Genomic DNA, 23,243 nt, shown 5'->3' with positions numbered 1-23,243 from the left:
GGCATAGCCTTGGGGGACCGTCCACGGGGGAGGAACGCCGATGCGGTTCGCCGAGTCCGTCGAGATCGCCGCCGACGTCGAGCGGGTCTGGGAGGTGCAGAGCGACGTCGACCGTTGGCCGGAGTGGACGCCGTCGGTCACCGCCGCCCGCCGGCTGGAGCCCGGTCCGCTGCTCCTCGGCTCGACGGCCCGGCTGGAGCAGCCCCGCCTGCGCCCGGCGGTGTGGCGGGTCGTGGAGATCTATCCGCCGTACTCGTTCGCCTGGGAGTCGGCGAGCCCCGGTGTGCGTACCCGTGGTGAGCACCGGCTGATACCGCTGGAGGACGGGCGCACCCGGGCCGAGCTGGTTCTGGTGCAGACCGGTCCGCTGGCCGGCCTGATCGGGCTGCTGGCCGGCTCGATGATGCGCCGCTACCTGCGGCAGGAGGCGGACGGGCTTCGGCGCCGCTGCGAGACCCCCTGACCGGCGCCGGAACGCACGCTCAGGACCCGGGGGTCGTCTTCTCCAGCACGGCGAGGCGGTTGCCGTTCTCGTCCGGCCGGTGCGCCACCACCCGGTAGCCGCGGCCCGCGTACAGGGACAGGTTCGCCGCGCTGTCCGCGCCGGTGAACAGCGCGAACCGTGTCACCCGGTGCGCGCAGGCGTGCTCGACGGCGTCCAGCAGCCGCCCGCCGACGCCCCGGCCCTGCTGGTCGGGGGCGACCGAGAGGCGGCCGACGTGGGCGGTGTCGCCGTCGAGGCGGGCGCGTACCGAGCCGACCAGGCGGGTGCCGCGCCGGGCGGCGAGCACCACGTCCGGGCCGGCCAGCGCCGCCCGTACCTCGTCCAGCGTCTCGGTCAGCGGGGGCAGGAACACGTCGCGGTAGCGCTGCGCCTCCACGAGGTACGCGGCACGCTGCACGGTGAGGATCTCGCCCGCGTCGGCGGGGCCGGCGGGGGCGATGGTCACGTCGGTCACCGGCTCAGCTCACCACAGCGCTCCCGGGCGGCCGTACGCTGGCGGGGGTGTTCCCATGAGCGTGGAGGTGACAGGCGTGCCGGAGCTGACGTACCCGGAGGTGGGCGCGACGCGCGACGGCGGCCTGCCGGCCGGTTACCACCACCTGCGCCACCGGGTCCGGCTGCCGGACGGCGGTTTCCCGGTGGCGGCGGACGCGGTGCTGGGCTGGCGGCTGCACCGCGCCGCCGGCGTGGTGATGCGCGCGGACGCGCCGCGCGCCGCCCCCGGGGTTCGGGTCACGCCGGGGCTCGGTGTCGGCCCGGTGCGGCTGTGGGGCCCGACCGAGGTGGTCTGGACGGTGGACGAGCCGGACCGGGCCGGGTTCGGCTACGGCACGCTGCCCGGGCACCCGGAGGTCGGTGAGGAGGCGTTCCTGGTGACCCGGGGCGCCGACGGCGTCTGGTTCGAGGTGACCGCGTTCAGCCGCCCGGCCCACTGGTACGTGCGTGCCGGCGGGCCGGTCGTGCTGGGCTTCCAGCGGGCGTACGCGTGGTGGCTGGGGCGGACACTGCGGCGGCTGTGCCGGCGCCGCTGAGCGGTCAGTAACGGGCGAAGGAGCGGATCGGGGCGCGCGGGCCGTACTTCGGTGCCTGGACGCCGGCCGCCTCCAGCAGCACGCACACCCGGCCGCGGTGTCCCCGGAACGGCTCCAGCAGCGCCAGCATCCGGGCGTCGTCGCCGCGCGGCTCCCCGGCGAGCGCCCAGGCCACGGTGTTCGGCACGTGGTAGTCGCCGACGCTCACCGCGTCCGGATCCCCGTACGCGATGCGCACCACCTCGGCGGCGGTCCACGGCCCGATGCCGGGGACGGCGGTGAGCCGCCGGGTGGCCTCCGCCGAGTCGGCGCAGCGTTCCAGCCGGTCCGCGACGGCCGCCGCGCGGCGCAGCGTGTCGGCGCGCCGCTGCTCGACGCCGAACGGGTGGAACACCCAGTACGGCGTGGCCGCCACCGCGGCGGGTTCGGGCGGCAGCAGCAGGGGTTGCAGCGGGCCGGGCGCGGGTTCGCGGAAGTGCCGGACCGTGGCGGCGTACGCCCGGTACGCCTCCTTGCCGGTGACCTTCTGCTCGAAGACGGCCCGCAGCAGCCGGGGGAAGATCTGCCCGGTGGCGGGCATCCGCAGCCCGTGGTGCGTGTGGGCGAGCCGGGCCACCAGCGGGTGCGCGGCGGCGAGCGCGGCGAACCCGGTCAGGTCGTCGCACAGCCCGGCGATCCGGTCGGCCCGCTCGACCACCCGGTCGGCGCCCGGGCCGTACCCCTCGGCCAGCAGGTCGCCCGCTTCCGGGCGCAGCGCCAGCGTGGCCGGGCCGTCCGGGGTGCGGGTGGCCCACCAGAACGTGCCGGCGGCGATCCGCGCGCACGGGTCGTACGGGCTGAACGTGAGCGCCCGCACCGACGGGGCCAGCCGGTAGCCGGCCGGCGGGCGCAGCGTACGGCGGGCGTCGGGCGAGGTCACCAGGCCACTCTGCCACGCGGCCCGGCCGTGACGCCGGGCACGCCCCGCGTGCCGGGAGGCGGGCCGATGCCGGTACGCCCCGCCTCCCGGGTCCGCGACGATGACCGGCCGCGCCCTCCCCGGCGGCGACCGGTCACCGTGTCCTGGTGCGTCAGTACGAGTAGTCCGAGCCGCCGCCGGAGCTGTTCGAGCCGCCCGCGGCGGGCGGCGCGACCGCCTTGGGCGTGCCGGTCGGCAGGCAGGTCAGGTTCTTCTTGCCGTTCGGGTCGACCACGAACCAGGTGCCGCCGACGCCCTGGCCCTTCCACTGGCCGGGCTTCTTGTCGCCGATGTAGCGGTAGACCGGCCAGCCGCCGATGGTGAGCTGCCGGGTGCCGTCCTGGCGGGTGATGGTGCCGACCTTGTCGTCGGAGACGCCGCGCAGCTGCGGGTTGCCGTCGGTGAGCGACGGCGGCCACACCTCGGCGCACTTGTCCACGCAGTTGGACTGCGGCGGGTCGTCGGAGTCCTTGTCGAACCGGTACAGCACCCAGCCGTCCTGGTCGGTGACGACGCGGCCCATCCGGGGCAGCTTCTTGCCGACCAGCTCGTCGGTGATCTTCACGTTGGACGGGGGCGCCTTGTCCGCGACCGGCTTCTCCTCGGGAGCCGCCGACGCCTCCGGTTCGGCCGCCGCGGTGGGTTCGGCCGCGGCGACGGCGACCGGCTCGGCCGCGCCCGAGTTCGCCCCGTTGTAGCCTGCTGGGGCGCAGGCCGTAAGTGCGACCATCGCGCTCGCGACGATGACGGTCGTCCGCTTGTGGTGTGCCACGTGCCCTCCTCGTTCTTGGCAGTTCGCCGAGTAGTACGGGCGCGGCGGTGTCAAGGTTGAACCTGCAAGGGTGGCACATTTCACAGTGGACCGATTGAACCGTTGGGTACCGGCGTGCGTGCGTCAGCACGAGGGGGTCCGCCGGCCGGGCACGACACGACGGCGCCGGGTGGCTCAGCCACCCGGCGCCGTCGGCACACCCGGTCAGATGTCGTCGACCGTCACCAGCGGACTCGCCACGCCGTTCGCGTCGACCGACTGCACCTGGAGCTTGTCGATGTCTCGCACCGGGGTCCACGTGGACGCGCTCAGCTGTAGTGGAAGCTGGTTCTGGTTCGTCCCGTAGCCGCCGACCGGCACCGACCAGCTGGAGATCACCTCGCTGGTGGCGTCCTTGCGGACCACCACCAGCCGGCACGTGCGCGGCCCCGGCAGGCGGCTGAGCTGCACCGCGATCTGCGTGCCGTACTCCTTGCGGGCCAGCCACATCGTGGTCTGCACGCCCGTCCCCGGGTCGGTCGCGTTGTGCTGGTCGCCCTCGATCTCCTGTTCCCCGCCGACACCGGGGGCGTTCGGGTCGCCCGGCTCGCCGCTCGGCGCCGCCGTCGGCGCTCCGGGCGTCGGCACCGCCTGCGGCGGCGCCGGGTCGTCGCCGAGCATCCCGGCCGCCGCCGCGCTCACACCGCCGAACACCACCACGGCCGCCGCCGTCGCCAGCAACTGCCGCACCCGGGTACGGCGGCGATCCCGCCGCACCGCCATCAGCGTCCGGTCCAGCAGCGCCGGATCGGTGTGCGTCTGCTCCAGCGCGGCCATCGCCTCGCCGTCGATGCCGGAGAGCAGCCCCACCACCGGGACCATCGTCTCCAGTTCCGCCGCGCAGGCCCAGCAGGTGGCCAGATGCTCCTCGAAGCGCTCCGCGTCCTGCGGATCCAGGACGCCGAGCGCGTACGCGGCGACGTCCATGTGGTCGGCCCGGCTCATTCGGTCACCCCCCTCTCCTGCAGAGCCGTGCGCAGCGCGCGCAGCGCGTAGTAGACCCGCGACTTGGCGGTACCGAGCGGAAGCCCCAGCTCCTCGGCCGCCTCCGGCACGGTGCGCCCCCGGAAGTACGTCGCCACCAGGATCTCCCGGTGCGACTGGCTCAGCGTACGCAGCGCGTCCGCTACGGTCATCGTGCGCAGCACCCGGTCGGTGCTGTCCGACTCGGCGAACATGGTCAGATCCCGGTCGTACGTCTCGGGCGGGCGGGCCTGCTCGCTGCGGTGCTCGTCGATGGCGATCCGCCGGGCCACGGTGACCAGCCAGGGGCGCAGCGAGCCCTGGCCCTGCACGCCGAGCCGGTGCGCGTTGCGCCAGGCCCGCAGCAGCGTCTCCTGCACGATGTCCTCGGCGCGCTGCCGGTCCCCGCCGGTCAACCGCATCACGAACATCAGCAGCGGGCCGGCGTGCTCGGCGTACAGCAGGCGGATCAGCTGGTCGGAGTGGCTGGCCTCGGCGGAGGTCGCCTGGTGGCGTCCGGGAGCGGGTCGCGGCGGCACCGGGTCATTCTGGCGATCCGTGGACCGGGCGTCGACCCCCCGGCCCGAACGCGAGGCGCGCGAGTGTGGTTGTGCCCGGGCGAACATCCACTCGGGCCGCGCCACCTCGCCGTGCCAGCCGGCCGCCACCGCATGCATGCAGACCTCCGCTGTCCAATGACATCAGCCGGCCCCCCACGGGCATGGCCGCCCGGTGATACGCAGCGATCAGCGGATCGGATCAACGTTTGACGGAAAAAATTCCCGGCGGTGGGGGAGTGGAGTCGACGGCGTCCGCGTCGTGGACCACCGCCGCGCCGCCGGTGAACCGGTCCAGCTCGGCGCCGGCCAGCACCCGGCCGGGGAACCAGTCGCCCGCCGCCCGCCGGGTCAGCTCCGGCACCGGCGGCTCCACCCGGGACGCCACCAGCACCAGGTTGCCATAGCGCCGGCCGCGCAGCACCGCCGCGTCGCCGACCAGGCAGGCCCGGGGCAGCACGGTACGCACGGTCGCGACCTGCGCCCGCGCGTGCCGCAGCGGCGGGCCGTCGGCCACGTTCGCCAGGTAGCTGCCGCCGGGCGCGAGCACGCGGGCCACCTCGGCGGCGTACTCCACCGAGGTCAGATGCGCGGGGGTACGGGCGCCGGCGAACACGTCGGCCACGATCACGTCGTACGCGCCGTCCCGGCTCGACGTCAGCGTCGCCCGCGCGTCGGCCACCCGTACCCTCAGCCGCGGATCGGACGGCCAGGGCAGCTCCCGGCGGACCAGCTCGACGAGCGCGCCGTCCACCTCGGACACCCGCTGGGTCGAACCGGGCCGGGTGGCCTGCACGTAGCGGGGCAGGGTCAGCGCGCCGCCGCCCAGGTGCAGCACCCGCAGCGGCGTCCCGGCCGGCGCCACCAGGTCCAGCGCGGCGGCCAGCCGCCGGACGTACTCGAACTCCAGGTGCGTCGGGTCGGTCAGGTCCACGTGCGACTGCGGCGCGCCGTCCAGCAGCAGCGTCCACGAGCCCGGGCGGTCGGCGTCCGGCACCAGCTCGGCCCGGCCGGTGTCGACGTCGGCCGCCACCCGGTCGGAGTCGCGTCGGCGGCCCATCAGCGCCGCATCCCGCGCGCCGCGGCGGTGAGCACCCGGTGCAGCAGCCGCGCGTCGCCGAGCATCCCGCGCAGCCGGCGTTCCAGCCCGGCGATCGGCACCAGGTTCTGCGGGGCGCGCGGATCCTTGTACGGGGTGGAGGCGAACCGGGGCAGCGTCACCAGCGACAGGTCGGCCAGCGCGACCGCCTCCGGCACGGTCAGGTCGGCCGAGCACTCCACCCGTACGATGCCCGCCCAGGGCGCGCCGGCGCGCACCGGCAGCCGCAGATACCACGACCAGCCGCCCCACGCCGTGCCCAGCCGGAACACCGGGCACCGCTCACCCGGCGCCAGCCCGGTCACCACAGCGGTCAGCCGGGCGTCCAGGTACTGGCTGTGCTGCGTCTTGATGTACCCGAGCGTGCGCGGCAGGTTGCGCCGGCTGCGCAGCGGGCCGTCCACCACCAGCAGGTCACCGTCGGTGCGTACCGCGTCGGAGACGGCCACCTCCAGCGCGGTCAGCGGCGCCTGCACCGCCGCCGGCAGCTTGCTCAGCTCACCGGTGCCGCTCACCCGGTGCACCGGGTAACGGACCGAGCCGGCGACCACGTCCTGCGCCGACGGGCTCGCCGTGAACAGCCCCCGGCCCACCCGGGCACCGGCCATCTCGGCGGCGCCCCGGTCCAGGTCGCAGCGCACCACACCGGCCGCGTACGAGGCGGCGATGCCGGGGAACGAGCCGCCGTCCTCCTCGGCCGTCCAGACGCTGGCGTCGATCCGGCGTACCCCGTCGACGAGCAGCACCACGTCCGGCGTCCGCACGCCCGCGCGAGGGCCGATGGCCCGCCAGTCGGTGGCCGGCAGCTCGACGTCGGCGTCGACCTGGGCGCTGCTCGGCGCGGCCGGCCCGGACCCGCCCGCCGCCTCGAACGACGCGCCGTACGCCGGATCCCAGGCGTCGACGAAGAACGCCGGCGACTGTGACGTCACAGGCCGGTCCGTTCCACGCGGGCCGTCCGCGCGTCCTTGCGGACCTCGAACCGGACCGGGATGCGCTCGGCCAGCGCCGGCACGTGGGTGACCACGCCGACCATCCGGTCGCCCCGGGCGGCCAGGTTCTCCAGCGTCGCCGCGACCGTGTCCAGCGTCGCCGCGTCGAGCGTGCCGAAGCCCTCGTCCAGCACGATCGACTCCAGGCTCGCGGCGGTGGTGGACATGCCGGCGAGCTGCTCGGACAGCGCCAGCGCGAGCGCCAGCGACGCCTGGAACGTCTCCCCGCCGGACAGCGTCCGCACCCCGCGCCGCAGCCCGGCGTCGTGGTGGTCGACCACGAAGAACTCACCCTTGTCGTGCATCAGGTCGTACTGCCCGCCGGACAGCTCCCGCAGGATCCGCGACGCGCCGTCGACGAGCAGGTCCAGCGCCTCGGTGAGCAGCCAGCGTTCGAAGTTGTTGGCCCGCAGGTGCGAGGCGAGCGCCCGCGCCACCCGCGCCTCGTGCTCGTGCCCGGCCCGCTGCTCCCGCAGCCCGGCCGCCTGCTCCCGGCGCTCGTCGAGGCGGCGCAACTCCGCCTCGGCCCGCTCCACCGCCACCGCCACGTCGCGCGGCGCGTCCTGCGGCGCGTCCAGCCCGGCGGCGGTGAACAACGCCGCGATCCCGTCGGCGACCTCGGCCGCGGCCCGCTGCGCCGCCTCCACCGACGCGGCCAGGCCGTCCCGCTCCGCGCGCCGCGCCTGCGCCTGCTCACCGGCCCAGCCGGCCAGCGCCGCCCACGCCGCCGCCACGTCGTCCCGGTCGGCGGCCGGCGGGCCGAACCGGGCCAGCCCGTCGCGTACCGCGTCGAAGTCACGCCAGGCCCGGCGCAGCCGCTCCTGCGCGGCGTCGAGTGCGCCCCGCGCCCGCCGGGCCGCCTCCCGCCCGGCCCGCACCGCGCCGGCCGCCTCCTCCAGCGCGGTCCGCAGCCGGGCGTGCTCGGCCAGCGACTCCCGCAGCCGCTCCGGCGCGGGCGCGCCCGCGAGCTGCTCGTCCAGCTCGGCCAGGCGCGCGCCGAGCTGGTCGTGCTGGGTCCGGGCGCGCAGCAGCACCCGGTCCAGGTCGCGCGCCGCGGTGTCGCGTTCCTGCACCACCCGCTTGGCCGCCTCGCTCGCCGCCCGCGCCGCCTTGCCCGCCTCGATCGCCCGGCTCACCGCCGAGCCCTTCGGCACCGCCGGCACGGAGGTGACAGTCTGCTCGCACACCGGGCACGGCGCGCCGTCGACCAGGTGCGCCCGCAGCGCCACCGCCTGGTCGGCGGCCTTCGCCTCCTCGTGCGCGCGGAACGCCGACTCCAGCTCCACCTCGGCCCGCTGCGCGTCCGCGCGCGCCGCCGCCAGCGCCTCCGCCGCCGCGTCGTACTCGGTCCGCGCCGCGTCCATCGCCGCGCGGACCGTCGCCGCCTCCGCGGTCAGGCGGTCCCGGTCCGCGTACGCCTTCAGGTGCAGCCGCGACGCGCTCTCGTCACCGGCGGCGGCCAGCTCCCCGCGCAGCTTCTCCTCGCGCTCCTCGGCCAGCCCGACCGCGCCCGCCGCCTCGTCGGCGGCGACCCGGGCCTGCGCCACCGCCCGCGCCAGCTCGGCGGTGCCGTCCGGCGGCCGCACCCCGGCCAGCACACCCAGCTCGGCGTCGAGGGCGGCCAGCGCCGCCGCCCGCTCACCGGCCGTCGCCCGGGCCCGCTCCCATTCGGGTACGGCGGCAGCGACCGCTGCGGCCAGTTCCCGCATCGCGTCCACCCGCTCCCGGGCGGCGGTCAGGCTGTCGTCATCGACGTCGGCGAGCCCGCCGAGCATCTTGTCGACCGTCTCCAGCTTCGCCTCGGCCTGCCCGGCCCGCTCGACCGCCTTCTTCTGCACCTCCTCGTAGACGCCCAGCCCGAGCAGGTTCACCAGGATCTGCTGGCGGGTGGCCGGCTTGGCGTGCAGGAAGTCGGCGAACTGCCCCTGCGGCAGCACCACGCAGGAGGTGAACTGCTCGTACGGCAGCCCCACCGCGTCCAGCACCGCCTGTTCCATCTCGGCCGGGGTGCCCGCCACCACCTCGCCCAGATCCTCCGGGCTGAGCCCGGTGTCGAGCTTGGTGACGTCGAACCCCGGCGGCATGAGCTGGAGACCGGCGTTCGCCGTCTTCACGGTGCCCCGGCCGTCGCGGCGCACCACCCGGGTCGCCACGTAGCGGTCCCCGGCGGACTCGAAGACCAGCCGGACCCGCGCCTCGGTCGCCGACGGCGCCAGCGCGTTCGCCAGCCCCCGGGTGCCGCCCCAGCGCGGCACCGTGCCGTAGAGGGCGAAGCAGATCGCGTCGAGCACCGTCGACTTGCCCGAACCGGTCGGCCCGACCAGCGCGAAGAAGTCGGCGTCGGTGAAGTCGACTGTGGTCTCGTCGCGGAACACCGTGAACCCGGCCATGTCCAGCCGCATCGGCCGCATCAGTGCTCCACCTCCTCGAGCAGCTCGTCGAAGAGTTCCCGGACACCCTCGTCGGCGTGCCCACGGCTGTCCAGGTAGTCGCCGAACAACTCACCCGGCGACCGGCCGGCCCGCTGGGCCGTCCGGGTCCCGCTGCCCGGCGCGGGCACCAGCTCCGGGTCGATCCGGATCTCCAGCGCCCGGGGCAGCAGCTCCTGCACCTCCTCGCGCAGCCCGGCCCGGGGCTGCTCCCGGACGTAGACGCGCAGCCAGCCCTCCGGCGGCTCGATCTCGGCGAGCTGCGCGAGCGTGCCGCGTACCGTGCGCAGCGGCACCGCGCCCGGCACCGGCACCTCGCGGACGCGGGCGGCCGTGGTGGCGGTCACCTCCACGATCGTCACGGAGCAGACGTTCTCCTGCTCGCCGAAGTCGACCGCCAGCGGGCTGCCGCTGTAGCGGATCGGGCACGGGCCGATGACCCGCTGCGAGCGGTGCAGGTGACCCAGCGCCACGTAGTGCGCGTTGCCCGGGAAGACAGTGGCCGGTACGGCGTATCCGAGCACCGTGTGCGCGTCCCGCTCGCCGCCGCCGGTGCTCGCCCCGACCACAGTGAGGTGCGCGGTCACCAGGTGCACCCGGTCCGGCTCGGTGAACCCCTCGGCGAGCCGCTCCAGCACCCGGCCCAGGTGGTCGGCGTACGTCTGGTTGGCCTCGGCCGGGGTGAGCGTGTACATCTCCACCGCGCGCACCGCGTACCGCTGGGACAGGAACGGCAGCGCGGCGATGCGCCAGCGCTCCCCGGCGGCGGTCACCCCGTCGACGACGTGCTCGTCCGGGCTCTCCCGGACGCTGCCGCGCAGCGTGATCCCGGCCGCCTCGGCCCACGGGCGCAGCGCGTCCAGCGCCGCGCCGTTGTCGTGGTTGCCGCCGATCGCCACCACGTCGGCCCCGGTCCGCCGCAACGCGGTGAGCGCCCGGGTGACCAGCCGGGTCGCCTCCGGCGTGGGCGCCGCGGTGTCGTACAGGTCACCGGCCACGATGACCAGGTCCGGCCGCTCGCGCTGGGCGATGTCGATGACCTGGGCGAGGACCTGCTTGTGCTCCTCGGCCCGGGACTGCCCCTTGAGGACCTTGCCGACGTGCCAGTCGGAGGTGTGCAGGATCTTCATCTGGGTGCCGCCTAGAACGGGATGTCGTCGTCGGAGGAGCCGGAGCCGACCACCGCGAACGGATCGGCGGCCTGGGTGATCGACCGTAGCGTCTCCGAGGGCGCGCGGCCCGCCTCCGAGACCCGGGTGGCCCACGCCGGGAACGGGAACTCCAGGCAGAGCGGCACCGGGATGTCCGGCTGGTTGACGAACATCGTGCCCGGCTTGGCCAGCAGCGCCCGCTGCCGCTGGGCGGGCGGCAGGAAGCCGTACTCCGGGCGGGACGCCTCGGCCGGGTCGAGCCGGCCCACCACCCGGATCGCCGAGTTGGTGACGATCCGCCGCTCCACCTCGCTGGCGGTCTGCTGCGCGCCGACCAGGATCACGCCCAGCGAGCGGCCCCGCTCGGCGATGTCGAGCAGCACCTCCTTGATCGGCGACGAGCCCTCCCGCGGCGCGTACTTGTTCAGCTCGTCGAGCACGACGAACAGCAGCGGCTTGGCCGTGCCGGCCTTCTCCTTGCGCTCGAACTCGCTCTTGAGCGTCACGCCGACCACGAACCGCTGCGCGCGGTCCGGCAGGTTGTGCAGGTCGACCACAGTCACCTGGGCGCTCTCCGCCGTGTTGATCGAGTGCGGGCGGCGGGTCGCCAGGTCGCCCCGGATCAGCCGGCCCAGGTCCTTCTTGCTGCCGATCAGCCGTCGGGCGAACGCGTTCACGGTGCCCAGCCCGACCGCGCTGCCGGCCCACTCGCTGCGCGTCTCGTCGTCGTTCAACTGCTCGACCACGTGGTCGACCAGATCGGCGTACGAACCGAGCCGCACCCCGTCGATGCTGACACCGCCGTCGGCGGGCTGCGCGTAGCGGGCCAGGTGGGCGGCGACCGAGTGGACCACCATCGTGTACTGCTGGCGCTCGTCGTCGGCGTCGGCGAACACGTACGGCAGGAGCCGGTCGGCGCAGAACTCGGACAACGTCCAGTAGAAGCTGTCCACGCCGGTGAGCCGGCTGCTCACATCGGGCGTGCCGGAGGAGTCGCCGACCCGCGGCGGGGCGTACACCCGCACGTCCGGGAACGCGCCCGCGTCCAGGCCCAGCTTCGCGTACGCCGCCCGGGTCGGATCGTCGAGCCGGCTGTTCGGGTGGTCGAGGAAGAGCAGGTCCTCACCCTTGACGTTGAAGATCAGCGCCTTGGCGTTCACCGCGTCGCCGCCCAGCACCCCGGAGCGGAACACCGAGTAGAGCAGGAACGTGGCGAAGCTCGTCTTCGTGGCGACACCGGAGATGCCGGAGATCGACACGTGCGCGCCCCGGGTGCCGTCGAGGAAGTCGGCGTTGAGGTAGACCGGCACGCCGTCACGGCCCATCCCCATCGGGATCCGCCGCTCCATCCGGTCGAAGTGCAGCGCCCGCGCCCGCGCGTCACCCTCGGCCCGGTGCACCACGGCACCCGGCGTGGGCGGCACGTAGAACTCCGGGTCGACCCGCGTGGTGGTCACCTCGGCCGCCTCCTGCACCTGCGCCGGCAGCGTGCCGTCGGCGATGGCGAAGACGTCGGAGTCGAACTGCGCCCCCTCGTGCCGGGCGCGCACCTGGGTCACCACCCCGGCGATCGTCACCGGCTCGCGGTCGGGCAGGTCGCGGCGGGTCACCACCACGTCGTCGAGTTGCAGGTAGCTGCCCGGCGCGACCGCGGTCCAGAAGGTGAGCGGGGTGGCGTCGGCGGTGCCGAGCACCCGGCCGACACCCTCGCCGGGCCCGTCGAGCTGGTCGTCGGTCATCGGCGGTCTCCGGTCGGCTGGTCGTACCGTTGGCGGTGCACGTCGTGCATCCTGCCCGAGGGATGCGACAGGTTGCCACGCGACGCGGCGGACGCCACGTCGCCCGTGCGCCGAACGGTAGCCACCCGGATCCGCCCGATCACGATGCGTGCGTTTCCTCCACGTTCGCCATCTCTGGTGCCGCGGGCCGTGGGCGGGTCAGGCGGCGGGGGCGGCGCCGGCGGGCGGTGTCTCGGCGGCGTCGCGGGCGTAGCGCAGCATCAGCACCCCGTCGGCGGCGACCAGCACGTGGCGCAGCGGCAGGTGACGCGGGACGCCGGCGTCCCCGGCGGTGATCCGGCCCGGGCCGGCGCCGGCGAGCAGCGGCGCCACGGTCAGGCACAGCTCGTCGACCAGGTCGGCGGCGGTGAGCGCGCCGAACAGGTGCGGGCCGCCCTCGCAGAGCAACTGGTCGAGTCCGCGCCGGCGCAGCTCGGCCAGGCCCGCGGCGAGGTCGACCCGGTCGGTGCCGCAGCGGACCACGTCGGCGACGTCGGTCAGCCCGGGCGGCGGTACGGCGTCGGCGTGGGTGAGCACGACCGGCCGGACCGGGGCGTCGGCGAACGCGGCCTGCGCCGGGTCGAGGTCGAGTGAACTGGAGACGACCACCAGCGTCGGGTACTCGGCCAGCCCCTGCTCGCGACGCCAGGCCCGGCGTTCCGGGCTCAGCCGCACCGCCCGGTAACCCTCGTGCCGCAGCGTGCCGGCGGCCACCACGAGACCGTCGCAGAGCATCCGCAGCAGCCCGAAGACCCGCTTGTCCGGCTCGCCGGAGAGCCCTGCGGAGTAGCCGTCCAGAGTGACCGCGCCGTCGGCGCTGGCGACGAAGTTGACCCGCAGGTGCGGGCGGTCTGCCCGGGCGTAGAGCGCGGTGAGCTGCGGATCGGTCAGCGCACCGGTGACGGGTGCGGGCCAGATCCGTTCGATCGGGGTTCCGACGGTCATTCGCCGGCCGGACCGGTGACCGGAGGGGTGGGTTCGGGGGTACGGTGCTGGCAGTCGCACCACTTCCGGCCAGGACAGTCGTCGTGCCGCCGTTCCCGGCAGGCTCGGCAGATCATGCAGGCAGCCTATGCCCAGGAAGGATGGGACGTCGTGTCGCGTCAGATCTTCCAGCTCATGGTGTCGCTGGCCGGCGTCCGGCCACCGGTGTGGCGGCGGGTGCTGGTGCCCGGCGGCTACACGCTGGACCGGCTGCACCGGGTGATCCAGCACGCGATGGGCTGGCGCGACTGCCACCTGCACTCGTTCGACGTCGACGGCCGGCAGTACGGCGAGCCCGACCCGGACGGTGAGCTGTCGTTGCGCGACGAGCTGGACGTCCGGCTGGACGCGCTCGTGGGCAAGGGCGACCGGTTCCGCTACACCTACGACTTCGGCGACTGGTGGGAGCACGACCTGGTGGTGGAGGACTGCTGCGCCGCCGACCCGGACGAGCGCTACCCGCTGTGCCTGGACGGGGAGCGGGCCTGCCCGCCGGAGGACGTGGGCGGTCCGGCCGGGTACGCGGTCCTGCTGGCCGCGCTCGCCGACCCCGGGCATCCGGAGCACCCGGCCATGCGGGAGTGGGCCGGCCCGGCGTTCGATCCGGCCGTGTTCGACCCGGACCGCGCCACCGTCCTACTGCGCCGCTGCTGCTGAGCAACCGGCCACCGCAGCGCCGAAAGCAACCACCGCGCCGCTGACCGAGCGAGGCCCGCACCGCTGAGCCGGCGGCCCTCGGACCGGGGCCGCGCGCCGACGCGGTAACGAAATGGGAACGCTCCCAATGGTCTATTGACACCCCTGTCACCTCCCGGCAACCTCATGGGAGCGCTCCCGAGAGTGGTGCGGATCTCCCTCCTGCCCGCTCCGGCCCGCGCGAAACGCACCCCCCACCACACAGCAGATATCGCCTCACCACCGAAAGAGGGGTCTCGGATGAGCGTCCCAATCCGTCGTCGGCGCTTCGCGGCCATCGCGCTCGCGTCCGTCGTCGTGCTCGGCACCACCGCCGCCTGCGGCGACGACTCGGACAGCGGCGACAGCGGCAGCGGCGGCGGCCCGATCACCCTGGTCGTCGACGTCTTCGGCGACCAGGGCTTCGGCTACGAAGAGCTGTACAAGCAGTACGAGGCGGAGCACACGAACGTCAAGATCCAGGAGCGGGGCAAGGGCCTCGGCCTCGGTGACTACAACACCCGCCTCACCCAGCAGATCACCGCCGGCTCGGGCGCCGGCGACGTGGTGGCCCTGGAAGAGGGCACGATCGTCCAGTTCTACGCGCAGGCCGACAAGTTCGTGAACCTCGCCGACCACGGCGCGAACGACCTCAAGGGCAACTTCCTGCCGTGGAAGTGGGAGCAGGGCACCACCCCCGACGGCAAGGTGCTGGGCCTCGGCACCGACGTCGGCTCGATGGCGCTGTGCTACCGCAGCGACCTGTTCAAGGCCGCCGGGCTGCCCACCGACCGCGAGCAGGTCGGCGCGCTCTGGCCGACCTGGGACGAGTTCATCGCCACCGGCCAGAAGTTCGCCGCCGCCGACAAGAAGCACAAGTTCGTCGACTCGGCGACCAACTTCTACAACGTGGTGCTGATGCAGGTCGCGGGCCAGGGCACCGGCTACACGTACTACGACAAGAGCAACAAGATGGTCATCGACCAGAACCCGGACGTGAAGACGGCGTACGACCTCACCACCAAGATGATCGCCGCCGGGCTGTCCAACAACCTCCAGTCGTTCTCCAACGAGTGGAACGCCGGCTTCAAGAACGGCACCTTCGCCACCATCGCCTGCCCCGCCTGGATGACCGGTGTCATCAAGGGCCAGGCCGGTGACGCGGCGGCCGGCAAGTGGGACATCGCCAAGGCGCCGGGCGCCGGTGGCAACTGGGGCGGCTCCTTCCTCGGCGTGCCGAAGTCGAGCAAGCACCAGAAGGAGGCCGCGGAGCTGGCCAAGTTCCTGACCAGCGCCAAGGGCCAGATCGGCGCGTACAAGGCGGTCGGCAACCTGCCCTCGAACCCGCAGGCGCTCACCGACCCGGCCGTGGCCGACTCGACCAACGACTACTTCAGCAAGGCCCCGGTCGGCAAGATCTTCGCCGCCGGCGCCACCGAGCTGAAGCCGGTCTACCTCGGCCCGAAGAACAACGCGGTCCGCACCGCGGTGGAGAACAGCCTGCGCGCCGTGGAGCAGGGCAAGTCGGCCGGCGAGCAGTGGCAGACGGCCCTCAAGAACGGTGCGGCCGCCGGTAAGTGACCGGTTGAGCCGCCCGCGGGTGGCGTCGGCAGCCCGGCTGCCGGCGCCACCCGCGGTGCCCGCAGAGTCCGGCGTCGCCCGTGTGGCGGGTGACGCCGGCTGAGGAGAAGGACTCCCCATGAGCCTCGACCTGCACGCCGCGGCGCCGCCCGATCCCGGCCCGCCGCGCGCCGCCCGTCACTCGCGCCGCCGTGCCGCCTCGCTGACGCGCCTGGACCTGAAGTACTCGCCGTACCTGTACGTCCTGCCGTTCTTCGTGATCTTCGCCGTGTTCGGCGTGTACCCGATCGCGTACACGGTCTGGATCGCGCTGACCGACCGGTCGCCGCTGAACTCGACGATCTCCTTCGTCGGGATGGACAACTTCGTCGAGCTGATCACCCAGGACCCGCAGTTCTGGAACGCGGTGGTCAACACGTTCGGCATGTTCCTGCTCTCCACAGTGCCCCAGCTGCTGCTGGCGCTGATGCTCGCCAACGCGCTGAACCGGAAGCTGCGCGCGCAGACGTTCTTCCGGATGGCCATCGCGATGCCGATCATCACCTCGACCGCCGTGGTCGCGCTGATCTTCTCGATGATCTACGCCAAGGACTTCGGCCTGGTCAACTGGCTGCTCGACAGCGTCGGCCTGGACCCGATCGACTGGCGGGCGAACCGCTTCGCGTCCTGGTTCGCCATCTCGACCATGGTCGACTGGCGCTGGGTCGGCTACAACGCGCTGATCTACCTGGCCGCCATGCAGTCGATCAGCAAGGACATGTACGAGGCCGCGGCGCTGGACGGCGCCTCCCGGCGGCGCCAGTTCTGGTCCATCACGGTCCCGCAGCTGCGCCCCACGATCATCTTCACGCTGATCATCTCCACCATCGGCGGCCTCCAGCTGTTCACCGAGCCCTTGCTGTTCACCAGCGGCTCGGGCGGCCTCTCCGGTGGTTCGGAGGGTCAGTTCCAGACCATCACGATGTACCTGCTCGACGTGATGAACCAGCGCTTCCGGTGGGGCTACGCCGGAGCGGTCGCGCTCGTGCTCTTCGTGCTCATCGCGTTGATGTCGGCGATCAACTACCTGCTCGCCCGCCGCATCAGCTCCGACAAGTGAGGTGACGAGATGACGACCACCGCCGTCCGCCCGCCCACCCGGCAGAGCCCGCCGGTGAAGACCACCCACCAGGCCGAGCGGCTCTGGAAGGCCAGTCCGCTCACCATGATCGGTCTGATCTTCGGCGTGCTGCTGTCCCTTTTCCCGTTCTACTGGATGATCGTGATCGCCAGCCGGACGAACGACGCGGCCAACTCGTGGCCGCCGCCGTTCCTGCCCGGCGGCAAGCTCGGCGAGAACATCGAGCGGGTGCTCGCCAACAGCGACGCCAACATCGTCAAGGGCCTGATGAACTCGTTCCTGGTCTCCGGGACGATCACCGTCGCGACGGTGTTCTTCGGCTCGCTGGCCGGCTTCGCGTTCGCCAAGCTCCGCTTCCGGGGCAAGAACGCGCTGCTGCTGATCATCCTCACCTCGATGATGGTGCCGATCCAGCTGGGCGTGCTGCCGCTGTACATCCTGATGGCCAAGCTCGACTGGCTGAACACCATGCCGTCGGTGACCGTTCCGTTCCTGATCGGCGGCTTCGGCATCTTCATGATGCGCCAGTACGCCGAGCAGGCGGTACCGAACGAGTTGATCGAGGCCGCCCGGGTGGACGGCTGCTCCACCTGGCGGGTGTACTGGCACGTGGTGGCACCCGCGCTGCGTCCGGCCGCCGCGGTGCTGGGCCTGCTGACCTTCATGGAGCAGTGGAACCAGTTCTTCTGGCCGTTCGTGGTGCTGGCGGACCCGTCCAACCCGACCGTCCAGATCTCGCTGCGCAGCCTCAACACCGCCTACTTCGCCGACAACTCGCAGATCTTCGCCGGTACGTTGATCGCGACCCTGCCCCTGTTCATCGTGTTCGTTCTGTTCGGCCGCCAGATCATCGGCGGCATCATGGAAGGCGCCGTCAAGTCGTGAGCAACCCAGCAAGCCCGCCCGCCGTCGGCGTCCTCGACGCCGGTCCGGCCCTCACCTTCCCGCCCGACTTCCTCTGGGGCGCGGCCACCGCCGCGTACCAGATCGAGGGCGCGGCGACGGAGGGCGGCCGTGCCCCGTCGATCTGGGACACCTTCAGCCACACCGAGGGCCGGACGGTGGCCGGGCACACCGGCGACGTGGCGTGCGACCACTACCACCGGATGCCGGACGACGTGCGGCTGATGGCCGACCTGGGCCTGCGGTCGTACCGCTTCTCGGTGAGCTGGCCGCGGGTGCAGCCGGGCGGTAGCGGCGGGATCAACCAGGAGGGCATGGACTTCTACCGCCGGTTGATCGACGAGCTGCTCGGCCACGGCATCGAGCCCTGGCTGACGCTCTACCACTGGGACCTGCCGCAGCCGCTGGAGGACGCGGGCGGCTGGCCGGCGCGCGACACCGCCGGCCGCTTCGCCGAGTACGCCCACCTGGTCGCGGAGGCGCTCGGTGACCGGGTGAAGTACTTCACCACGCTGAACGAGCCGTGGTGCTCGGCGTTCCTCGGCTACGGCTCCGGCGTGCACGCGCCGGGCCGCTCCGACGGCGCGGACGCGGTCCGGGCCGGGCACCACCTGATGCTCGGGCACGGCCTGGCCGTGCAGGCGGTCCGCGCGGTCCGCCCAGAGGCGCAGCTCGGCATCACCGTCAACCTGTACCCGGTGACCCCGGCGAGCGGATCGGCGGCGGACGCCGACGCGGCCCGCCGGATCGACGCGCTGGCGAACCGGTTCTTCCTCGACCCGGTGCTGCGCGGCGCGTACCCGGCGGATCTCGTCGCGGACCTGCGTCAGGTCACCGACATGGGGCACGTGCGCGACGGTGACCTGGCGACCATCTCCACGCCGCTGGACATGGTCGGGGTCAACTACTACAGCCGGCACGTGGTCGCCGCGCCGGTCGAGGGCGCGGAGCCGGAGCCCTACTGGCGGGCGCAGTCCTGCTGGCCGGGCAGCGAGGACGTCCGGTTCGTCACCCGGGGTGTCCCGGTGACTGACATGAACTGGGAGATCGACGCCCCGGGCCTGGTGGAGACGCTGGAGCGGGTCCACCGGGAGTACACCGACCTGCCGCTCTACGTCACCGAGAACGGCTCGGCGTTCGTCGACGAACTCGTCGACGGCCGGGTGGACGACCCTGACCGGCTGGCCTACTTCGCCGCGCACCTGCGCGCGGCGCACGCCGCGATCGAGGCCGGCGTGCCGCTCAAGGGCTACTTCGCCTGGTCGCTGATGGACAACTTCGAGTGGGCCTGGGGCTACACGAAGCGGTTCGGCATGGTCTATGTCGACTACGACAGCCAGGCCCGGATCGCGAAGTCCAGCGCCAGGTGGTACGCCGACGTGATCCGACGCAACGGACTGCCCGCACAATAAGCTGGGCCAGCCAGTAACGGGCGGCCCGGCGCCGACGCCTCAATCGGTGCCGGGTCCGCCCGACCGTCGGAGGAGCAACAGACGATGACAACGCAGCGCACCCGCTCGCTCGGGCGTCCGACCCTCGACGCGGTCGCGGCCCGCGCCGGCGTCGGGCGCGGCACGGTCTCCCGCGTGGTCAACGGCTCGCCGCAGGTCAGCCCGGAGGCCCGGGCCGCCGTCCAGCAGGCCATCGCCGAGCTGGGGTACGTGCCGAACCGCGCCGCCCGTGCGCTGGTCACCCAGCGGACCGACTCGGTGGCCCTGGTCGTCTCCGAGTCGGGGGAGCGGGTCTTCACCGAGCCGTTCTTCGCGGCCATCGTCCGGGGTGTCAGCTCCGGGCTGGTGGAGACGCCCATGCAGCTCTGGCTGGCCATGGTGCAGTCGCCGATCGAGCGGGAACGGGTCGAGCACCACCTGACCAACCAGCACGTGGACGGCGTACTCCTGCTCTCGCTGCACGACGCCGACCCGCTGCCCACGCTGCTGGAGGAGCGCGGGCTGCCGACTGTGCTCGGCGGCCGGCCGGCCCGGATGCTGCACCCGAACGCGCAGCCGGCCTGGTTCGTCGACATGGACAACGTGGGCGGCGCGCGCCAGGCGGTGGAGCACCTGTTCCGCCAGGGCCGCCGGCGGGTGGCGACCATCGCCGGCCCGCAGGACATGGGCGCCGGCCTGGCCCGGCTCTCCGGCTACCAGGAGGCCGTGCGCGCGTCCGGCGTCCGCGTCGACCCGGGCCTGATCGCGTACGGGGACTTCAGCGAGGGCAGCGGCACCGCCGCCATGCGCCGGCTGCTCGACGTCTGCCCGGAGCTGGACGCGGTGTTCGTCGCCTCCGACCTGATGGCGTTCGGCGCGCTGCGCGCGTTGCGCGAGGCCGGCCGCCGGGTGCCCGAGGACGTGGCGGTGATCGGCTTCGACGACGCGCCGATCGCGCGTCAGGCCGAGCCGCCGCTGACCACGGTGTTCCAGCCGGTGGAGGAGATGGGCCGGCAGATGGCCCGGCTGCTGGTCTCCCGCATCCGCGGCGAGGAGGTCCCCTCGCCGCACGTGCTGCTGGACACCGAACTCGTCCACCGGGCCTCCGCCTGACCCACCCCGGGCGGGGCGCCGGTCAGGAGTGGCGGCGCAGCTCCCGGCGGGCCAGCGAGGCGCGGTGGACCTCGTCCGGGCCGTCGGCCAGGCGCAGCGTGCGGGCCTGCGCCCACAGCTCGGCCAGCGGGGTGTCCTGGCTGACCCCGGCCCCGCCGTACGCCTGGATGGCCTTGTCGATCACCCATTCGGCCATCAGCGGGGTAGCGATCTTGATGGCCTGGATCTCGGTGTGCGCGCCCTTGTTGCCGACGGTGTCCATCAGCCACGCGGTCTTGAGCACCAGCAGGCGGGCCTGCTCGATCCGGACCCGCGACTCGGCGATCCACTCGCGTACCACGCCCTGCTCGGCGAGCGGGCGGCCGAACGCGACCCGGTCGAGCACGCGCCGGCAGAGCAGCTCCAAGGCCCGCTCGGCCATGCCGACCAGGCGCATGCAGTGGTGGATCCGGCCGGGGCCGAGCCGGGCCTGGGCGATGGCGAACCCGCTGCCCTCCTCGCCGACGAGGTTGTCCACCGGCACCCGTACGTCTGAAAAGTCGATCTCGGCGTGCCCGCCGTGCGGGGCGTCGCTGTAGCCGAAGACCCGCATCCCGCGGCGTACCGTCACGCCGGGGGTGTCCCGGGGGACCAGGATCATGCTCTGCTGGCGGTGCCGGTCGGCGTCCGGGTCGGTCTTGCCCATCACGATGAAGATCTCGCAGCGCGGGTCCATCGCCCCGGACGACCACCACTTACGGCCGTTGATCACGTAGCGGTCGCCGTCGCGGACGATCCGGGTGGCGATGTTCGTCGCGTCCGAGGACGCCACCTCCGGCTCGGTCATGCAGAACGCCGACCGGATCTCACCGGCGAGCAGCGGCATGAGCCACTGCTTGCGCTGCGCCTCGGAGCCGAACTCGGCCAGCAACTCCATGTTGCCGGTGTCCGGCGCGGCGCAGTTGAGCGCCTCCGGCGCCAGGTGCGGGCTGCGGCCGGTCAGCTCGGCCAGCGGCGCGTACTGGAGGTTCGTCAGGCCGGCGCCGTAGCGGGCGTCGGGCAGGAACAGGTTCCACAGGCCGCGCTCCCGCGCCTGCGCCTTCAGCTCCTCCATCACCGGCGGGCGGGCCCACGGGTCACCGGCGGCGAGCACCTGCTCGTGGTGCACCGGCTCGGCCGGGTACACGCACTCGGTGAGGAACGCCTCCAGCCGCTGCCGCAGCTCGACCGTCCGGTCGTCGTACGCGAACTCCATCTAGCTCTCCCTCACCGCGCGCAGCCCGTGTGCCACGAGCGGCGCCACCATGTCGCCGATCCGGTCGAAACCCTCGCCCAGCGTCTGCCCGAGCGTGTGCCGGTAGTGGATGCCCTCGCAGATCACCGCGAGCTTGAAACAGCCGAGCGCCACGTGCCAGTGCAGCGGGCCGACGTCGACGTCGCTGCGCCCGGCGTACCGCTCGATCAGCTCGGCGCCGGTGGGGAAGCCGGCGCGCGGGCCGATGCCGTCGGCCACCGGGTTGCCCTCGCCGTGGTCGCTGTCGCCGAGCACGTCCCAGTACGTCAGCAGCAGCCCGAGGTCGGCCAGCGGGTCGCCGAGCGTGGCCATCTCCCAGTCGAGCACCGCTCGTACCGCCACCGGGTCGACGGTGGCGAGCAGGTTGTCGAGCCGGTAGTCGCCGTGCACGATGCGGCCCGCGTTCGCGCCCTCGGGCACGCTGGCGGCCAGCGCGTCGCGCAGCTCGTCGATGCCGGGCAGCGGCCGGCTGCGGGACCGGTCGAGCTGGCCGCCCCAGCGGCGCACCTGCCGGGCCAGGTAGCCCTCCGGGCGGCCGAAGTCGGCCAGCCCCACCTCGGCCGGCTCGACCCGGTGCAGCGTGGCGAGCGTGTCCATCATCGCCATGGCGAGGTCGCGCCGCTGCGCGGCGGTGAGCGCGTCGGTCTGCTCCCGCCGCCGGTAGACCTCGCCGTCGACCTTCGCCATCAGGTAGAACGGCGCGCCGATCACGCTCTCGTCGGCGCAGAGCAGCAGCGCCTCCGGCACCGGTACGCCGGTCGGGGCGAGCGCCGAGATCACCCGGTGCTCGCGGGCCATGTCGTGCGCGGTGGCCAGCACGTGCCCGAGCGGTGGCCGGCGCAGCACCACCTCGCGGTCACCGGCGCGCAGCAGGTAGGTGAGGTTGGACTTGCCGCCGGCGATCAGCCGCGCCGACAGCGGCCCGCTCAGGTCCGGCCGGTGGACGGCCAGGTGGGTGGCGAGCCGGTCGAGGTCGAGCCCGCGCGGGGCCGGACCGGTCGAGGGCGCGGCGACATCGGCGGCCGGATCGGTCATCCGATTAGTTGATGGCAGCTCAGCTTTGTTGTCAAGGTCGGGTTTTCCCGGCGGGACATGCCCTTGCAACAGGGGCGAAATGGTCAACCGGCAGGCTGGGCCCCAGCCTGCCGGCCGCTCGGCCGGCCCGCCGAGCGGAGGGGATCAGACATGCTGCTGAGAGTTCGGGTGACCCTGCCGGACCGTCCGGGCACGCTCGGCCAGGTGGCCCGGACACTCGGCGTCTCCGGCGCGGACATCGTGCAGGTGGTGGTGCTGGAACGGCTCGGCGGCCGGGCGGTGGACGACTTCACTGTGGTCTGGCCGGGTGCGGCGCGGGTGGAGCGGATGCTCGCCGGGCTGGCCGCGATCCCCGGCGTCCGGGTGGACGGCGTGTGGCGGGCGATCGGCGCGCCCACCACCACCGGCCAGGACGCCGAACTGCTCGCCCAGGTGGCGGCGAACCCGGTCGACGGGGTGGCCACGCTCGTCGACGCGGTGCCCGGGCTGCTCGCCGCGGACTGGGCGGTGGCCGCCGTCGTACCGCTGGACTGGGCCTCGCGCAGCGGCGAGGCGGGTGTCGCCGCGATCGGGCACGCGAGCTGGCGGGCGCCGTCGCCGCCGCGTCTGCCGGAGGTGACCCCGCTGCGGGCACGCTCGATGACCAGCCCGGACGGGCACCACTACGCGGTGGCGCCGTTCGGCCGGGCCGGGCTGGTGCTCGTGGTCGCCCGCGACCACAGCGAGCCGCTCGCCGCCGCCGGGTTCCACTCCACCGAGGTCGATCGGCTCGCCCAGCTCGTCCGCGCCAGCGCGGTGATCCTCGGCGACCGGCTGGACCTGGTCGGCGCGCCGTCAGTGACCACCGTCACCTGA

The 23,243-nt window shown here is 73.6% G+C and carries 22 protein-coding genes; 9 read left to right on the top strand and 13 right to left on the bottom strand.

The window, feature by feature from the left end:
- Positions 1–40 precede the first annotated feature (40 nt).
- On the top strand, positions 41–463 hold the full coding sequence (locus EAD96_RS02385) for an SRPBCC family protein (RefSeq protein ID WP_121683107.1): 423 nt from the start codon (positions 41–43) through the stop codon (positions 461–463).
- A gap of 19 nt (positions 464–482) precedes the next feature.
- On the opposite strand, the gene EAD96_RS02380 is transcribed toward EAD96_RS02385, so the two are convergent.
- Positions 483–959, bottom strand: a complete 477-nt coding sequence (locus EAD96_RS02380) for a GNAT family N-acetyltransferase (protein WP_121683106.1) — start codon at positions 957–959, stop codon at positions 483–485.
- A gap of 55 nt (positions 960–1,014) precedes the next feature.
- On the opposite strand from EAD96_RS02380, the gene EAD96_RS02375 reads away from it, so the two are divergent.
- Positions 1,015–1,536, top strand: coding sequence for a DUF1990 family protein (locus EAD96_RS02375; protein ID WP_121683105.1), 522 nt, complete (start codon positions 1,015–1,017; stop codon positions 1,534–1,536).
- Positions 1,537–1,540: 4 nt separating this feature from the next.
- Here the strand turns inward: EAD96_RS02375 and EAD96_RS02370 are convergent, their stop codons facing one another.
- The 10 genes from EAD96_RS02370 to EAD96_RS02325 all read right to left on the bottom strand — a co-directional run bounded on the left by EAD96_RS02370 (position 1,541) and on the right by EAD96_RS02325 (position 13,219).
- Positions 1,541–2,458, bottom strand: coding sequence for a DNA-3-methyladenine glycosylase 2 family protein (locus EAD96_RS02370; RefSeq protein WP_256486976.1), 918 nt, complete (start codon positions 2,456–2,458; stop codon positions 1,541–1,543).
- A 148-nt stretch (positions 2,459–2,606) separates the two neighbouring features.
- Positions 2,607–3,266: a hypothetical protein gene (locus EAD96_RS02365; RefSeq protein WP_120570974.1), complete on the bottom strand. Its 660-nt coding sequence runs from the start codon at positions 3,264–3,266 to the stop codon at positions 2,607–2,609.
- A 204-nt stretch (positions 3,267–3,470) separates the two neighbouring features.
- Positions 3,471–4,250, bottom strand: coding sequence for an anti-sigma factor (locus tag EAD96_RS02360; RefSeq protein WP_121683103.1), 780 nt, complete (start codon positions 4,248–4,250; stop codon positions 3,471–3,473).
- On the bottom strand, positions 4,247–4,945 hold the full coding sequence (locus EAD96_RS02355; protein ID WP_013284847.1) for a sigma-70 family RNA polymerase sigma factor: 699 nt from the start codon (positions 4,943–4,945) through the stop codon (positions 4,247–4,249). Before EAD96_RS02355 ends, EAD96_RS02360 begins: the two co-directional genes overlap by 4 nt.
- A gap of 82 nt (positions 4,946–5,027) precedes the next feature.
- The gene (locus EAD96_RS02350) at positions 5,028–5,885 is read right to left on the bottom strand and encodes a spermidine synthase (protein WP_121683102.1); all 858 of its coding nucleotides are present in this window, start codon (positions 5,883–5,885) and stop codon (positions 5,028–5,030) included.
- A complete protein-coding gene (locus tag EAD96_RS02345; RefSeq protein WP_121683101.1) occupies positions 5,885–6,856 on the bottom strand; it encodes a hypothetical protein in 972 nt (323 codons plus the stop codon). The genes EAD96_RS02350 and EAD96_RS02345 overlap by 1 nt, the downstream gene beginning before the upstream one ends.
- On the bottom strand, positions 6,853–9,327 hold the full coding sequence (locus tag EAD96_RS02340) for an AAA family ATPase (RefSeq protein WP_121683100.1): 2,475 nt from the start codon (positions 9,325–9,327) through the stop codon (positions 6,853–6,855). Before EAD96_RS02340 ends, EAD96_RS02345 begins: the two co-directional genes overlap by 4 nt.
- A complete protein-coding gene (locus EAD96_RS02335; RefSeq protein ID WP_121683099.1) occupies positions 9,327–10,475 on the bottom strand; it encodes an exonuclease SbcCD subunit D in 1,149 nt (382 codons plus the stop codon). The genes EAD96_RS02340 and EAD96_RS02335 overlap by 1 nt, the downstream gene beginning before the upstream one ends.
- A gap of 11 nt (positions 10,476–10,486) precedes the next feature.
- On the bottom strand, positions 10,487–12,235 hold the full coding sequence (locus EAD96_RS02330; protein WP_121683098.1) for an ATP-binding protein: 1,749 nt from the start codon (positions 12,233–12,235) through the stop codon (positions 10,487–10,489).
- 198 nt (positions 12,236–12,433) lie between these two features.
- Positions 12,434–13,219, bottom strand: a complete 786-nt coding sequence (locus tag EAD96_RS02325) for a pyrimidine reductase family protein (RefSeq protein ID WP_121683097.1) — start codon at positions 13,217–13,219, stop codon at positions 12,434–12,436.
- Positions 13,220–13,369: 150 nt separating this feature from the next.
- On the opposite strand from EAD96_RS02325, the gene EAD96_RS02320 reads away from it, so the two are divergent.
- The 6 genes from EAD96_RS02320 to EAD96_RS02295 all read left to right on the top strand — a co-directional run bounded on the left by EAD96_RS02320 (position 13,370) and on the right by EAD96_RS02295 (position 20,080).
- Positions 13,370–13,915, top strand: a complete 546-nt coding sequence (locus EAD96_RS02320) for a plasmid pRiA4b ORF-3 family protein (RefSeq protein ID WP_199733041.1) — start codon at positions 13,370–13,372, stop codon at positions 13,913–13,915.
- A 279-nt stretch (positions 13,916–14,194) separates the two neighbouring features.
- Positions 14,195–15,514, top strand: coding sequence for an ABC transporter substrate-binding protein (locus EAD96_RS02315; protein WP_120570966.1), 1,320 nt, complete (start codon positions 14,195–14,197; stop codon positions 15,512–15,514).
- Between the two features lie 118 nt (positions 15,515–15,632).
- On the top strand, positions 15,633–16,613 hold the full coding sequence (locus EAD96_RS02310) for a carbohydrate ABC transporter permease (RefSeq protein WP_120570965.1): 981 nt from the start codon (positions 15,633–15,635) through the stop codon (positions 16,611–16,613).
- Between the two features lie 105 nt (positions 16,614–16,718).
- On the top strand, positions 16,719–17,519 hold the full coding sequence (locus tag EAD96_RS02305) for a carbohydrate ABC transporter permease (protein ID WP_199733042.1): 801 nt from the start codon (positions 16,719–16,721) through the stop codon (positions 17,517–17,519).
- Positions 17,516–18,949, top strand: a complete 1,434-nt coding sequence (locus tag EAD96_RS02300; RefSeq protein ID WP_120570963.1) for a GH1 family beta-glucosidase — start codon at positions 17,516–17,518, stop codon at positions 18,947–18,949. Before EAD96_RS02305 ends, EAD96_RS02300 begins: the two co-directional genes overlap by 4 nt.
- 84 nt (positions 18,950–19,033) lie before the next feature.
- The gene (locus EAD96_RS02295; protein ID WP_120570962.1) at positions 19,034–20,080 is read left to right on the top strand and encodes a LacI family DNA-binding transcriptional regulator; all 1,047 of its coding nucleotides are present in this window, start codon (positions 19,034–19,036) and stop codon (positions 20,078–20,080) included.
- A gap of 22 nt (positions 20,081–20,102) precedes the next feature.
- Here the strand turns inward: EAD96_RS02295 and EAD96_RS02290 are convergent, their stop codons facing one another.
- Positions 20,103–21,314 (bottom strand): acyl-CoA dehydrogenase family protein, encoded by a 1,212-nt coding sequence (locus tag EAD96_RS02290; protein WP_121683095.1) that lies wholly within the window; start codon positions 21,312–21,314, stop codon positions 20,103–20,105.
- Positions 21,315–22,388 carry a phosphotransferase family protein gene (locus EAD96_RS02285; protein ID WP_120570960.1) on the bottom strand — a complete coding sequence of 358 codons (1,074 nt, stop codon included), beginning with the start codon at positions 22,386–22,388 and terminating at the stop codon, positions 21,315–21,317. It abuts the gene before it with no gap.
- A gap of 150 nt (positions 22,389–22,538) precedes the next feature.
- On the opposite strand from EAD96_RS02285, the gene EAD96_RS02280 reads away from it, so the two are divergent.
- The gene (locus tag EAD96_RS02280) at positions 22,539–23,243 is read left to right on the top strand and encodes an amino acid-binding protein (RefSeq protein WP_120570959.1); all 705 of its coding nucleotides are present in this window, start codon (positions 22,539–22,541) and stop codon (positions 23,241–23,243) included.

It is taken from the genome of Micromonospora sp. BL1 (assembly GCF_003667485.1).
Taxonomy (GTDB): domain Bacteria; phylum Actinomycetota; class Actinomycetes; order Mycobacteriales; family Micromonosporaceae; genus Micromonospora; species Micromonospora tulbaghiae.
The sequence above is the reverse complement of the archived record's forward strand: the minus strand, read 5'-3'. Positions and strand labels throughout refer to the sequence as shown.